Genomic DNA, 15,324 nt, shown 5'->3' on the forward strand with positions numbered 1-15,324 from the left:
GATGCAGAATGCCTGGAACGCATCCTCTTGATCAAGCATTGTAACATATGGGTAAGCCGTATGCCTTAATAGGGCACGTACGGTTTGATAAGGGGGGAGCCACGAGAGTGGTTTCCCTACTTTATTTAATGCCTACATATTTTAAAATTAAAAGAACATACCGGCAATCGAAGCAGATAACAGCGATGCAAGCGCACCGGCAATGACTGCCCGTATTCCAAGACGCGCAATATCAGGTCTGCGTTCAGGCGCAAGATTTCCTAATCCGCCGAGAAGGATGGCAAGAGAAGAAATGTTGGCAAAACCGCAAAGCGCAAATGTAATGATCGCCACAGTTTTTTCTGATAATTGATCAATCATAGGAGCAAAACTTGCATAGGCAACAAACTCATTTAATACAAGTTTTTGACCAATAAAGTTACCGGCTTGAATCGCCTCATTCCAAGGAATTCCAATAGCAAAAGCAAGAGGGGCGAAGATATAGCCAAGCACTAATTCAATTGATAGATTATCGTAGCCGAATAATCCTCCAATGCCTCCTAAAATTCCATTCAGCATGGCAATTAATGCGATAAAAGCAATCAGCATCGCTCCAACATTCAATACTAGCTGAAGACCAGTGCTTGCGCCTTTTGCAGCAGCGTCTACTACATTTGCTGCTTCAGCATCTGCTTCCATTTCCAAATCTTCCGGATCCGGCCGGTCATCTGTTTCAGGTACGAATAATTTTGCCATTACCAGACCGGCTGGTGCAGCCATAAAACTGGCAGCCAGCAGATATTCAAGGGGAACACCAAGCTGGGAATAACCGATCAGTACCGAACCGGCAACAGATGCGAGTCCACCTGTCATGACAGCAAATAGCTCTGAGTTAGTCATTTTGGCAATATAAGGTTTAACGACTAAAGGAGCTTCTGTTTGTCCTACAAATATATTTGCTGCAGCAGACATGGATTCCGCTTTTCGTGTACCCAGCAGCCAGGAAAGACCGCCGCCAAGAAATTTGATAATGACTTGCATGATTTTCAGGTGATACAGAACGGAAATAAGTGCTGAGAAAAAGATAATGATACATAATACATTAATCGCAAAAACAATTCGGTCATCCTGATATACGAAGCCGCCTAAAACAAATTCAATTCCTTCATTGGCGTAGGTGATAATGTTGTTGACGCCAAATGTCAGTCTTTCAAGTGCCCATTGACCGGGACTTGTCTTAAGTACGAGAAACGCAAACGTCAATTGAAGGGCAAGGCCTACAAATACAGGCCTCCAATTGATTGAGCGTCTATTTGATGAAAGTGCAAAGGCAATCCCCAAAACGACGATAATGCCTGCCAGTCCCCAAAGGATATTTATCACTGTGTACAACTCCATTCTTTTAATCATGCTTGTCAAAACACTTCACTCATTTTACAATGCAATTGCAAGCGTTTCAATAATAGTCACAAAAGTGTCAAATTAATGTCAGAGGTCTGACAACTGGAGGAAAAATTACCATGAAAATTAGAAAAAGCATATCAGGAGTTAATGAAAGAAAAGTTTTTATTCATGAAAATAAAAAAGAGGAAACCATTTTAGTAGCTATTCCCGCACTTTCGTGGTCTGCAGAATTTACATACGATGAATTAGGTGAGGAATTAAGTCATAAACTTATGGGAACGTTGGAAAAAACAACAGATGCTCGGGAATCAGCTGAAATTGCCCAGCGAATTTCCCAGTGGACCAATGAAATGTAAGAGGATCGATACATGTATGTTGTACAATTGCACTCCTGGCTATACGATTTAAAATTAAAATCGTTATTGCAACTAGAAAACCTTCTTCTGTTCGTTCCAGAAGAAGGTTGTTTGAGAATGGAATTAATTTAATGCTCTCTTTCGAAGTGCTGCAAATGCAATGGCACCGCTTAAAACAGCAAGTGTCAAAGCGTAAGGGAAAATCGAATTATTTTGACCTGCCGCTCCGCCAAAGCCTGCTTCAGGCATTTTACTTGGCATTGTTTCAGCACCCGGAGCAGTCAATACAAGAGCCTCAATGCTGTCAAGTGTATTTACTGCATACACGCTGTAAGCCATTCCTTCTTCAAGTGCTGTTCCGGATAGATCAAGCACCTGATCTCCTTCTGGTGTTCGTACTTCAAGGTCGTAAGTATCAGCAGGAAGTTCAGTGAAGTCTGTCACTGCAGGAAATGATGCGCCGCTGAAGACTGCGTCTCCCCCAACAAGTCCTACATCAACTGTAGGTGCATCGGGAGAAAAATGTCCCGCGCGAATCTTTACCATTCCTTCTTCTATCATAAGATCATCTTGTGTAACATTCAGTTCAATTGCTTCTAAGAGGTTAATGGCAGAAGCAGTGTAATAGCTTCCTGCTTCAACAGTTATCGTTTCTGTGATCACGGCAGTTTCCTGAACACCGGCAGGGAAAATTTCCACATCATGTTCACCCGCTGACAGAGCTAAGTAATCTGTGTATGCCTTAAATTCGGCTCCCTCCACTACAGCTTCTCCATTAACGTATACATCCACAGCAGGTGCATCAGGTGAAGCATGCAGGATTCTTACCCAGCCTTCACCTTCGTGATCGTCAGCAAGGGCGGCTCCTCCCATTAGCGCAAGCATCATTACAGCAGCAAATAAAGAAGCAAAAAACTTTTTCAATCCACTCACTCTCCTCGTTAAAGTAGTTGTACAACATGTGTACAATCTATTTATAACTTATGTACAATTTAGAATCAACTTTCAATATGCTGAAAATTCAGTTTGCGAATTTAAAATCGCTTGAATACTTTTATAGCAGCGATTGATTAAGGTCAACAGAAGAGAAGAATAACGGATTAAATTCGATATACTTTAGGATTTTTACTTAATAAGATCATTTATAAAGAATAAGAAAGTCTTGAAGATAAAAATACACATTTGCATTCCTTTGAATGAACCACTATCATTTAATGGATACAGTTTAAAGATCGAGAGGATTAAAAAATGACTACATTACAAAATGAAGTATTATCAAGGCGCACATTTGCTATTATATCCCACCCGGATGCAGGGAAAACGACCCTGACAGAACAGCTTTTATTATTTGGCGGCGCCATTCGTGCTGCTGGAACGGTTAAAGGAAAAAAAACAGGCAAATATGCTACATCAGACTGGATGGAAATTGAGAAACAGCGTGGAATTTCAGTGACATCTTCTGTCATGCAGTTTGATTATGATCATAAACGCGTAAATATACTTGATACACCCGGTCACCAGGATTTTAGTGAAGACACCTACCGAACGTTAATGGCTGTAGACAGTGCCGTGATGATTATTGATGCGGCAAAGGGAATAGAAGCGCAAACGCTGAAGCTTTTTAAAGTGTGTAAAATGAGAGGAATTCCAATCTTTACATTTGTAAACAAGCTTGACCGCCAGGGAAGAGAACCGCTTGAAATTATGGAAGAGCTTGAAGAAGTTCTTGGGATTGAATCTTATGCAATGAACTGGCCAATCGGAATGGGTAAGGAGTTTCTGGGCATTTATGACCGGCATCATAAAAGAATTGAACAGTTTCGAGTGGAAGATCATGAGAGGTTTTTGCCTTTAAATGGTGAAGGAGAGCTTGATGGTGATCATGCCATTAAGCAATCAGGTCTTTATGATCAGGCACTCGAAGATGTGATGCTTCTTGAAGAAGCAGGAAATGAATTCACTGAAGAACGTCTGGCGAATGGAGAAATTACGCCCGTTTTCTTTGGGAGTGCTTTGACAAATTTTGGAGTACAAACCTTTTTGGAAACTTATCTTGAATTCGCTCCTGCACCCCAGCCGAGAGAATCTGATATAGGTCCGATTGCGCCGGCTTCAGAAGAATTTTCAGGATTCGTTTTTAAAATTCAAGCCAATATGAATCCCGCACATAGAGACCGGATCGCATTTTTGCGTATTTGTTCAGGTAAATTTGAGAGAGGGATGTCCGTACAGTTATCCAGAACGGGCAAAACCATTAAACTTTCTTCCTCCACTTCCTTTTTAGCAGATGACCGAAACACGGTCGACGTGGCGGTAAGCGGCGATATTATTGGAATCTACGACACAGGGAACTATCAAATCGGTGACACGATAACAGAAAGCAAAAAGAGCTTTCATTTTGAGAAGCTTCCACAGTTCACACCTGAGTTATTTATGAGAGTCACCGCTAAAAATGTTATGAAGCAGAAGCATTTTCACAAAGGAATTAATCAGCTTGTACAGGAAGGGGCAATCCAGCTTTATAAAACTCTTCGGACCGAAGATGTCATTTTAGGGGCTGTTGGCCAGCTGCAATTTGAAGTATTTGAGCACCGCATGAAAAATGAATACAATGTGGATGTGATGATGGAGAATATCGGCTCTAAAATTGCACGATGGATCGAAAACGAAAATGAAGTAAAGGATTCCATGTCTTCAAGCAGAAGCATGCTTGTTAAAGATCGGCATGACCGCTTAGTGTTTCTATTTGAAAATGATTTTGCTATGCGCTGGTTTTCTGATAAACATCCTGATGTAAAACTTTACAGTCTGCTGTAGAAAATTTCCTCTATTCATGTATAATACAGAATTCATAAATTTCACAAAGAATGAGCTTGGGACAAAAGTGTCTCAAGCTCTACGACCGGTTCACTGAGGTTCAGGCGGACGCTTTCCGCAGGGACGGCGCTGAGCCCTCCTCAGGCTTTGCCTAGCGGGGTCTCAGCTTGCCGTCATATCCTGGAGTCGCCACCTTCCGCTCCGCTCAATTACTACTTTTAATAAAATTTCCTCATTTTTTACACTTTTTTTAGTTTTGTCCCAGCCTCATTTCTTTTAAGTTTGCAAATTAAATCCCCCTGATCAAGTACTTCTCTCACGATATGACATTACATAAAACTGTCCTGATTATATTTAAATAAACTAAATAAAAAAATTTACTAAAAAAGGTTTTCATAGTGACTATTTACATATAAAATAATAATAATACTATTTAACTATAAAAGGGAGTGGGTCGAAAGATGGATTATTCTTGTAGTCAATGCGGAGTGTCAGTGGATTTTAACAAACAAGGGACTTTTTTTGTATTACAAATACAGCTTAGTGAGGCAAAGGAGATCTCCGATTCGTTTTATCAATCTGGCAAGTCTGCAGCACTCGATTATACGAATCTTAAAGAAATAGAAGAAGTTGCAGTAAAATTATACAAAGCGGGCTATCATCATGTGAATTGTGGAGTGGCTCAACAAGGCGCCAAAGCAGCTTTTATGGACATTCAATTATTTTTGGAAAGAATTCAAAACCGTGAAACCATTGACTTCATTCAAAATGGAAAGTTCGTCAGTCATTTACAGCCAATAGTAAATGTTCAATCAGGAGATGTTTACGCCTACGAATCCCTGCTTCGCTCGAACGATCCATCCAAAAGCATCTCTCCATTTGAACTATTTAAAGTCGCCAATTCCACAGGTTTTCATTCTCTTCTTGATCAGCGGGCTAGAGAAGAAGCTATTAAGGCTAAAAAAATGCATATCGAGGCTGGAATTAAAAGCTTTATAAATTTTCTCCCATCTACCATTTACAATCCTGAGTATTGTTTAAAACATACGTTTAATATCGTAAAAAAATATGATATAGATCCTGAAGACCTGGTATTTGAAGTCGTTGAAACAGAAAAAATTACAGACGTAGATCACCTGAAATCCGTGTTCAATACATACAAGCGTGAAGGAATTAAAGTAGCACTGGATGATGTGGGGGCAGGATTTTCAACGATTGATATGCTGAAGCTTCTAGAGCCTGATTATGTGAAAATTGACCGATCATTTGTGTCCTTCTGCGATACGGATGAGGAAAAACAAGCTTTCTTAAAAGAAATTCGTCAAACATCTGCTAATTTAGGCATAAAAGTACTGGCTGAAGGAATTGAACGTAAAGAAGAATTAGAGATATGCCAGAAGCTCGGGCTTGACCTGTGCCAGGGCTATCTATTTGGAAAACCATCAGAGTCTGCACAGTTGCCAGCAGTGAATGCATTATTCGTTTCTTAATTTGAGAATGAAACTGATTATTCAAAAGCCGGTTGACTGTAGTGAAATTTATGCTATTATTAGAATGATTCTTTAGTGCTTAAAAGCGTTTAAGTGAAATAGCATAAAGCGACGATCCGGCAGACAGAGTAAAAAATTCATGTGCAGCATACAGAGACTAAGCGGATGGTGAAAGCTTAGGCAATAAATTTTTGAATTACACTGCCAATAATGGATGTACGAAATAAAGCGAACTGTGTACGCAGTTTATCAGGGTGGTACCGCGGAGAACGTCTTCGTCCCTAACCAGGGATTAAGTCGTTCTCTTTTTTGCATTGGCTATAAAAAAGCCATTAATCGCCCTATACTGTTCACAACCATGAGAGAATCTGAAAAACGCATGAACTAATAAGGAGGTAACAAATATGAACGGGTCAGAATCTTTAAAATCTTCAAAAGGTGAAGCAATTTTCATTCTTTTTACTATAGTAGCGTGTATCAGTGTCAGTATGATCCACTTTCAAACAGTTCCACACATTCCGATTGTCATCAGTATTCTGCTGCTATTTGGGTTTGGTTTATGGAAACGAGTTTCACTTAAAGAACTGCAGGAAGGGATGACATCCGGCGCAGCTTCAGGATTAAGCGCCGTCTTTTTATTTTTCTTTATCGGAATGCTGATCAGCAGTTTCATCCTCTCAGGAACGATTCCAACTCTAATGTTCAGCGGGCTGCTGATCGCTGACTGGCCATTTTATTTTTCAATTGTCTTTATCGTTACAGCGATGGTTGGGATATCAATAGGAAGTTCATTGACCACCACCGCTACATTGGGGGTAGCGTTTATAGGAATGTCTTCTTCTTTGGATTATTCTCTTGCAGTAACAGCCGGGGCAATCGTGTCCGGTGCATTTTTTGGAGATAAAATGTCTCCTTTGTCCGACACTACAAATCTTGCTTCTACGGTTGTTGGGGTTGATCTGTTTGATCATATAAAAAATATGACATGGACAACCCTCCCGGCGTTTGTTCTTTCATTACTGGTGTTTGGAATTCTATCACCTGCTAATGATGAAGCAATTGCGGGCGAAAGTCTGGATATTCTAAGAAATGGGCTCAGCGATACGGGGCTCATCCATTGGTACTCTCTGCTGCCAATCGCAGGACTGCTTATAATGGCGGTAAAAAAAGTGCCAGCCATGCTTGCTCTTGCAGTAACCATTGTTTTTAGTATTTCATTGTCATACCTGCACACATTTACCTCTTATTCAGATTTGGCATCGATCTTAATGGATGGGTATGTTTCTTCTACAGGAATAGAAAACATTGATGAGCTCCTTACAAGAGGCGGATTACAGTCCATGCTTTTTACTGTTTCCCTCGTCCTGCTTGCACTTGGACTGGGAGGACTGCTTTTTAAACTGGGCACGATTGAAGGATTACTTTCCCTGGTGGAACAGAGTTTGAAAAAATCATCCTCTGCGCTGCTGTCCGCAGCTGGAACAGCTTTTGGCATTAATGTCGTTATAGGAGAACAATACTTATCAATTCTTCTGGCTGGAGAATCATACAAACGGTCCATTGATGACTTATGTCTTGAAAGGAAAAATTTATCCAGGGTGCTTGAAGATGCGGGTACTGTAGTTAATCCACTCGTGCCATGGGGTGTATGCGGTGTATTTATTACCAGTGTGCTCGGTGTTCCAACGCTTGAGTATCTTCCTTTTGCACTCTTCTGTCTGCTATGTCCAGTATTGACTGTTTTATTTTGCTTAACGGGATGGACCATTACGCACAGAAAAAAGGAAAGCTCTGTATTGTAATCCAAAATGATTTGCAGAGTTTGGTCAAAACGTAAAAAATCTAAAAAATGAGGAAGTATTTATCAATAATATGAGGAGAGGGAAGCTGAAGGCAGCAACTGCAGCAGGAGAAGGCGATTGCTTTAGACTTTACAAGGCTGGACACTTGGAAGGGCTAAAGCTCCCGTCACTGCAGAAATTGTCAGTCTAAAGCGCAAAGAACCGATCAAAGAGTTTAAGACACTTTTGTCTCAAGCTCTTTTTTATTTTAAAACAGCAATTTGTCCAGTGCCTGACCCTGAAGATTCCACCATCCAGATAAGCACTAAGCTGAATAAATCATGATCTGCGGAATAAAAAAATCATTAAAAAAGAGTGTGGAATTTTGTTTATATTGTGAACGGGCACTTTAAATATTGAATAACGACACTCTAGTCAGTATAGTAAATAGACATAGTATGATAGTTGGACGATGTCTATTTTGTCCAGCGGAGGGAGCGTTTCGGTTGAATATCAGTAATTTCTCAGTAAGAAGGCCTGTTTTTACGATTGTCACCATGCTTTTAGTTATTTTGCTCGGGACTATTTCTTTAACAAGAATTCCAATTAAACTTATTCCGGATATAAATCCTCCGGTTGCAGTCGTCGTAACCTCGTATCCCGGTGCAAGCCCAACGGAAGTTCTTGAAAAAGTCACGAAGCCGATTGAGTCTCAGGTAGCGCTGCTTCCTGGATTGAAAAATGTTCAATCCACTTCAGAAGAAGGATCCAATCTGGTGTTCCTCGAGTTTACTTTTGCAACAGATATAGATGAAGTAGAAGGAGATATCCAGCAGGCTGTTCAGCAGGTGGAAGTGCCTGAAGGAGCTGCCGAGCCTAGGGTGCTGAAATTTGATCCTTCACAGTTTCCTGTTATCCAGCTCAGCCTCAGATCTTCTGACGATTCAACCGATATCCGGGAATTGGCTGAGGAACTAGAGCTGGAATTAACGCGTACAGATGGCGTTGCAAGCGTCGATGTTTCCAATTCACTCTCAGAAGAAGTCCGCATATTATTGGATCAGGACCAACTTGAAGAATACGGTCTTACACAGTCAGATGTGTTAAATTCGATTCAGTCTAATAATGTTTCATTTCCGGGAGATACCGTTCAAACAGAAGGAAAGGAACTCACAACTAGAATTTTAAGCACGCTTACTTCAGTTGAAGACATACAGGACCTTGTGGTTACCGTCAATCCTGCAGATGGTGAAAATATACGCATCAGCGATCTTGCAGAGGTTACATTGCAGGAAGAAGAGTCAGATGTTATCACACGTGCAAACGAAGAACAAGCGGTCCTGATTAGTGTGCTGCAGGAGTCAGATGCGAATACAGCTGATGTATCCACAGCGTTTCAGGACGAGCTTAGCCGCTTGCTTGAAGAAGACCGCTACGATTCGATTACCGCAGACGTGTTATTTGACCAGGGCGATTATATTCAGCTTGCCATTGGGAATATCGGTAATTCACTGATTATTGGTGGACTTTTCGCCATGATCGTCTTATTCCTGTTTTTACGAAATGTAAAAAGTCCAATAATTATTGGAGTGGCAATCCCGTATTCGGTTATTGTTACATTTGTTTTAATGTTTTTCTCAGACTTCTCCTTAAATATCTTTACACTTGGTGCCTTGGCACTTGGAATCGGGATGCTTGTGGACAATGCCATAGTCGTTCTTGAAAATATATTCAGGCATTTATCCATGAAAAAGGATCCTAAAACAGCTGCCAAAGATGGAGCAAAGGAAGTAGCCGGAGCGATAACCGCTTCTACCTTAACAACGGTTGCTGTATTTATTCCAGTTATTTTTATCGAAGGATTGATTGGCGATCTTTTCACAGAATTTGCTTTAACCATTTCATTCAGTTTATTCGCTTCATTGGTAGTGGCGCTGACAGTTGTGCCAATGCTTGCGAGCAGACTGCTCAAACAGCCGCCTAAAAACTTTGAAGCAGAGCGAAAGCAGACATCGTTTATGAAGGGCTTTGAAAAAACGATTCGCTGGGCCCTTCGCAGACGCTGGGCGCCTATACTGTTGACATTCCTGCTTCTTGCAGGCGGTGCAGCAGGAATTACCACTGTAGGAACGCAATTTCTTCCTGCAACAGACGAAGGGTTCTTTAACATCCGTGTTTCATTAGAAAACGGCACGGCCCTTGAAGAAACAGACAGAGTAGTAGAAGCTATAGAAGAGGAATTGAAAGAGGAAGAAGCAGTTGAGGTGTATGTCAGCCAGGTTGGTGCACTGCAGCAGGGCTCTTTTGATGGTGGATCGGATGGAAGTATAGCTGATATATCAGTGAAGATGATTCCACTTGATGACCGGGATGTATCTGTCTTTGAGTTTATCGAAGATCTTTCTCCTGAAATTGAGGAGGCAGCACTCGAAGTAAACGAAACAGCAGAAGTGTCAGCGGATCTGCAGACGGCAACAGGATCCTCTCCGCAGACACTGTCCTTCTCCGTGAGGGATACAGATGAGTCCAGGCTGGAGGAAGCTGTTGATGAAATCGAAACAGCTTTACTGGATCTTGATTCCATCACAGAAGTTGAAACCGACCTTGAAGATACAGTTGAGGAGATACAGCTTACAATTGACCGGGAAAGCGCACGAGAGTATGGCTTTGCACCTGCTCAAATCGCTCAATCCGTTAACAACGTAACAAGAGGGGCACTAGCTACCCAAATTATCTCTGAAGATTCTCAAGTATACAGTGTGTTTGTGCAGTATGAGGAAGAAGTAGCGAATACACTCGACGGTCTTAGATCTCTATCTTTGCGTGCACCAAGCGGACAGTTTGTAGAATTACTGGAGCTGGCTGATATTGAGACAGCGGAAGGACCTGTGTCGCTTCAGCGAATTGACCAGCAGGCTGCGGTTGGATTTACAGCTACTTATACCTCTGAAACCAATCTCGGTGCTATATCAGCCCAAGTGGATGAAGTAATTGCTGATCTTGAACTTGCGGACGAAACAGAAGTTGTATTCGGCGGAGACAGAGAGCTATTGGATGATTCTCTGAATGATATGCTCTTAGCTGTTGTTCTTGCGATCATTTTGGTTTACTTTGTGATGGCTGCACAATTTGAATCCTTTAAATACCCGTTCGTTATTATGTTTACAGTACCGCTTATGGTCATAGGTGTCGCAATTTCATTGGTAGTAACTCAAACCCCTGTTAGTGTGACTGCCATCATCGGGCTGTTGGTGCTGTCAGGAATTGTAGTAAATAACGGAATTGTTTTAGTGGATTATATTAACCAAAGAAAAGCGGATGGCATGTCGAGCTATGACGCTATTATCACATCTGTCCGGGACCGGCTACGACCAATCCTGATGACAGCTTTAACGACGATTCTCGGTTTAATCCCGCTTGCCCTTGGGATAGGGGAAGGGACTGAAATTAATCAGCCGATGGCCATCACTGTAATTGGCGGACTGATCAGTTCAACATTCCTGACCTTGTACATTGTTCCTATTGTTTACAGCTTCTTAGATCCTGAAACAAGAAAGATGAATCGCAAAAAAAGTAAAAAGCATACACCAGTGAAAGAAAACTAATGTAAAGGGGTTCAGCCAAAATGGTTGAACCCCTTTTTTAATAGCTTTACTATTGAATGAAAAGGGGGAGTGAAAAATGAAAGAAGGTTACTTTATTACAGGTTTTCCTGGTTTTATAAGTGAACAACTTATAAAACGCTGGCTTTCCGACAGCAGTGACAAAAGAATTTATGTGCTTGTGCTTCCTGCTATGATGAAAAAAGCAAACGAAACCATTGAGAAGCTGATGCGGGAGGGAATAAATACATCAACCATTCAGGTTATAGAAGGAGATATTACAAAAAAAGATCTGGGACTGCCGCTGCCTACAAAGAAACATCTTCAGGATAAGATACAATATGTTTGGCATCTCGCAGCAGTATACGATCTTGCTGTAGAAAAATCTCTGGCCTATAAAGTTAATGTTACTGGTACATATCATGTGAATGAATGGGTAAAGGAGCTGACGAATTTAAAGCGCTATATTTATTTCAGTACGGCTTATGTTGCCGGAAGAAGGGAAGGAGCCATCAAAGCGGATCAACTGATACGTCCATATCAGTTTAGAAATTACTATGAAGAAACAAAATACGAAGCAGAAGTGTTAGTACAAAAATGCAAAAAAGAACTTCCGGTTACCATTTTCCGGCCTTCTATTGTGAAAGGAGATAAAAAGGGTGCTACCTCCAAGTTTGATGGTCCATATTATTTACTGAATATAATGGACCGATTAAAGAAATACGGATCGATCCCCTACATAGGAAAGAGCAGTGCCGAATTAAATGTTGTGCCGGTAGATTATGTGATTGAAGCTGCGGACTGGCTGAGCAGAATAAAAAACAGTGCAGGAAAGACGTATCATCTGACAGACCCGCAAGCGTATCCTGCGCGGGAAATTTTCCGATTTATGATGATGGCGCAGATTGGCAAGAAACCAACGTATACTGTTCCTTATACTTTAGCTGATAAACTCCTCAGCCTATCTTATATTAGAAAGTATTTGGGGGTGGAGAGACAGGCGCTTGACTATTTTCAGTATATGGGAAGATTTGAGCAGGAAGAGACAGAAATGGATCTGGCGGGTTCAAACATCAGCTGTCCGGACTTTTTAGAGACAATCGGAGCAATGGTAAGGTATTATGAACAGAATAAAAATAATAAAAACCTGCATCCTCCTGTAAAATGAAAAAAATTAAACATTTGTGTACAATTTGCCATTAGGTGATATAATAAATATAAATTAAATATTTCTTTGACATGCTGTCAAGGGGGAGTAGCTATAGTCGCTGAATCAGGCGGCTAATTACTGGTCGTCATCACATGGAGTTAACATCCATCGGCCTTAATGGCATATACATATGCTTAGCAAGACCTTTGCCTTTTATTAGGCAAAGGTCTTTTTTGCGATTTTTTGCATAGGCACCCCATGATATTGGTGACAATGAAGTAGAGGAGGAAAATTAATGGATGCAGCTTTACTATTGGAGTACGGATGGGTTTTACTCATTCTTGTTGGTCTAGAAGGTATACTTGCAGCGGATAATGCAGTAGTAATGGCAGTGATGGTAAAGCATCTCCCGCCAGAGCAAAGAAAAAAAGCTTTATTTTACGGTTTATTTGGAGCTTTCATATTCCGTTTTGCCTCATTATTCCTGATTGCAGTCTTAATTGATGTATGGCAGGTGCAGGCACTTGGAGCTATTTATTTGTTGTATATTTCAATCAGCCATATTATAAAGCAGGCCCGTTCTTCCAAAGCAGAACTTACTGACGTAGAAAAAGCAAAAAAAGAAACGCAGGGCTCAGGATTTTGGATGACTGTTTTAAAAGTGGAAATTGCAGATATTGCATTCGCCATTGATTCCATGCTTGCTGCAGTTGCACTGGCATTGACATTACCAGCAGTTGGAGCATTCGAAATAGGGGGCATTGATGGAGGCCAATTTATCGTAATCTTCCTTGGTGGATTGATTGGATTGATCATCATGAGGTTTGCAGCTCACTGGTTCGTTCGTCTGCTTGGCAAATATCCATTGCTTGAAACAACGGCATTTTTAATTGTCGGCTGGGTTGGGGTTAAGCTAGCAGTTCTTACTCTGGGACATCCGAATCTTGCTATTATCGATACTCATTTCCCGCATTCAACGACATGGAAAATTATTTTCTGGAGCATACTCGTTATCATCGCAGTGGGAGGCTATATCCTGGCTAAAAAGAAAGGAAGTCAGGAGAATATAGAAGATCTATCTGTTTAAAGATTAAAAATCTTTCCAATGGGCTTTTTGGGAACTCATCTGCTTTTGAGTTTCCAGGAAGCCTCTTTGTATGTGTATCGACTGATAAGCTAAAGGACGTTTAAAATTGTTTACCTTTTTCATTCTGATGTACAGTAAAATATAGCTCCTTCAGCTGGTAGGAATTTAGGCGAAAAAAGGGGTATAATAACGATATTGTGCAAATTTTTGATGGTTTTTCATTTACTCATTCCTTTTCTGTCGAAAATCAGCTAAGCTATCATTAGACTAAGGCAAGTGAAAGGATTTAACCTATGTGGGCAAAAATAAAAAATAGAATTAGAACATTAAAGCCGTTTCAATTAATTGTTGTGTATTATTTTCTCGCCATCAGCCTTTCTTTTATTTTGCTAAGGCTTCCGGGGGTCCATCAAAATGGAGAATACATTTCATTTGTTGATTCACTGTTTACTGCGGTTAGTGCCGTAAGTGTAACAGGCTTAACCGTTATAAATATTTCAGAAACCTATACGACATTTGGTTTCTTTATGATGATATTAATTCTGCAGCTTGGCGGGATTGGAATTATGTCTTTAGGAACCTTCGTCTGGCTGCTGGTCGGCAAGCGGATTGGGCTTAGGGAGAGACAATTGATTATGGTTGACCACAATCAATACAACTTGTCCGGTGTCGTGAAGCTTATTATTGAAATCATAAAAATTCTTCTTTTAATAGAAGCTGCAGGCGCTTTACTGCTAGCCGTTTACTTTACACAATTTTACGATTCAATAGGAGAAGCATTGCTTCAGGGAGTATTTGCTTCCGTATCAGCTACCACTAATGGAGGATTTGATATTACAGGCCAATCTCTCCTGCCTTATGCAGATGATTACTTTGTGCAAACGGTGAATATTTTATTAATCATACTGGGTGCCATCGGATTTCCTGTATTAATTGAGTTAAAACAGTTTTTATCAAATAAAACCGGTAATTTTCGGTTTTCATTGTTTACAAAACTGACGACCATTACATACAGTATATTGCTGGTGCTTGGAACGGTTTTAATTTTCCTCCTGGAATTTAATCAGCGCTTTGAAGGGATAAGCTGGCATAAAGCATTTTTTTATTCCCTGTTTCAATCCGCCTCCACAAGATCAGGGGGACTTGTAACGATTGATGTCAGCACCTTCACAGAAGCAACTCAGATCTTATTAAGTTTACTGATGTTTATTGGTGCCTCACCAAGCTCTGTAGGCGGTGGAATCAGGACGACTACATTGGCGATCGCGATTTTATTTTTAATCCATTTTTCAAGAGGAAACAATCAAATACAAGTATTTGGACGAGAAGTTCATTTAATTGATGTTTACAGATCTTATGCAGTCATTATACTGGCTTCATTCATGGCCATCACATCCGTCCTGTTAATAATGGTTTTCGATGCTCATGACTTTATTTCTGTCGTATTTGAAGTTACTTCAGCCTTCGGTACATCAGGAATGTCAATGGGCATCACGCCTGATTTATCCACCCCGAGCAAATTTATTATCATGGTCCTGATGTTTATCGGGAGAGTAGGGCTGATTTCATTTCTATTTATGATCGGCGGAAATAATAAAAAAGCAAAATATCACTATCCAAAAGAGCGTGTTATTATCGGCTGATTATTCTAAGCAAAA

General features: G+C 40.6%; 10 protein-coding genes. 8 read left to right on the forward strand and 2 right to left on the reverse strand.

Going from position 1 to position 15,324, the window contains the following annotated elements; translation table 11 throughout:
• Positions 1-147: 147 nt before the first annotated feature.
• Positions 148-1,359, reverse strand: coding sequence for a NupC/NupG family nucleoside CNT transporter (locus tag ACQCT8_RS02880; RefSeq protein WP_426869118.1), 1,212 nt, complete (start codon positions 1,357-1,359; stop codon positions 148-150).
• A gap of 140 nt (positions 1,360-1,499) precedes the next feature.
• Between ACQCT8_RS02880 and ACQCT8_RS02885 the strand changes: the two genes are divergently transcribed.
• Positions 1,500-1,739 carry a YueH family protein gene (locus ACQCT8_RS02885; RefSeq protein WP_426868317.1) on the forward strand — a complete coding sequence of 80 codons (240 nt, stop codon included), beginning with the start codon at positions 1,500-1,502 and terminating at the stop codon, positions 1,737-1,739.
• 123 nt (positions 1,740-1,862) lie between these two features.
• On the opposite strand, the gene ACQCT8_RS02890 is transcribed toward ACQCT8_RS02885, so the two are convergent.
• A complete protein-coding gene (locus ACQCT8_RS02890) occupies positions 1,863-2,663 on the reverse strand; it encodes a DUF4397 domain-containing protein (RefSeq protein ID WP_426868318.1) in 801 nt (266 codons plus the stop codon).
• A 324-nt stretch (positions 2,664-2,987) separates the two neighbouring features.
• Between ACQCT8_RS02890 and ACQCT8_RS02895 the strand changes: the two genes are divergently transcribed.
• From ACQCT8_RS02895 to ACQCT8_RS02925, 7 genes are all read left to right on the forward strand, one after another.
• Positions 2,988-4,556: a peptide chain release factor 3 gene (locus ACQCT8_RS02895; RefSeq protein WP_426868320.1), complete on the forward strand. Its 1,569-nt coding sequence runs from the start codon at positions 2,988-2,990 to the stop codon at positions 4,554-4,556.
• Positions 4,557-5,017: 461 nt separating this feature from the next.
• Positions 5,018-6,046: an EAL domain-containing protein gene (locus ACQCT8_RS02900; RefSeq protein ID WP_426868321.1), complete on the forward strand. Its 1,029-nt coding sequence runs from the start codon at positions 5,018-5,020 to the stop codon at positions 6,044-6,046.
• Between the two features lie 404 nt (positions 6,047-6,450).
• On the forward strand, positions 6,451-7,848 hold the full coding sequence (gene nhaC / locus ACQCT8_RS02905) for a Na+/H+ antiporter NhaC (RefSeq protein ID WP_426868323.1): 1,398 nt from the start codon (positions 6,451-6,453) through the stop codon (positions 7,846-7,848).
• Between the two features lie 485 nt (positions 7,849-8,333).
• On the forward strand, positions 8,334-11,432 hold the full coding sequence (locus tag ACQCT8_RS02910; RefSeq protein ID WP_426868325.1) for an efflux RND transporter permease subunit: 3,099 nt from the start codon (positions 8,334-8,336) through the stop codon (positions 11,430-11,432).
• Between the two features lie 76 nt (positions 11,433-11,508).
• Positions 11,509-12,597: an SDR family oxidoreductase gene (locus ACQCT8_RS02915; RefSeq protein ID WP_426868327.1), complete on the forward strand. Its 1,089-nt coding sequence runs from the start codon at positions 11,509-11,511 to the stop codon at positions 12,595-12,597.
• A 277-nt stretch (positions 12,598-12,874) separates the two neighbouring features.
• Positions 12,875-13,666, forward strand: a complete 792-nt coding sequence (locus tag ACQCT8_RS02920) for a TerC family protein (protein ID WP_426868329.1) — start codon at positions 12,875-12,877, stop codon at positions 13,664-13,666.
• Between the two features lie 293 nt (positions 13,667-13,959).
• Positions 13,960-15,309: a TrkH family potassium uptake protein gene (locus ACQCT8_RS02925; protein ID WP_426868331.1), complete on the forward strand. Its 1,350-nt coding sequence runs from the start codon at positions 13,960-13,962 to the stop codon at positions 15,307-15,309.
• Positions 15,310-15,324: the final 15 nt, after the last annotated feature.

The organism is Jeotgalibacillus proteolyticus, from assembly GCF_050107735.1.
Lineage (GTDB): Bacteria > Bacillota > Bacilli > Bacillales > Jeotgalibacillaceae > Jeotgalibacillus > Jeotgalibacillus proteolyticus_A.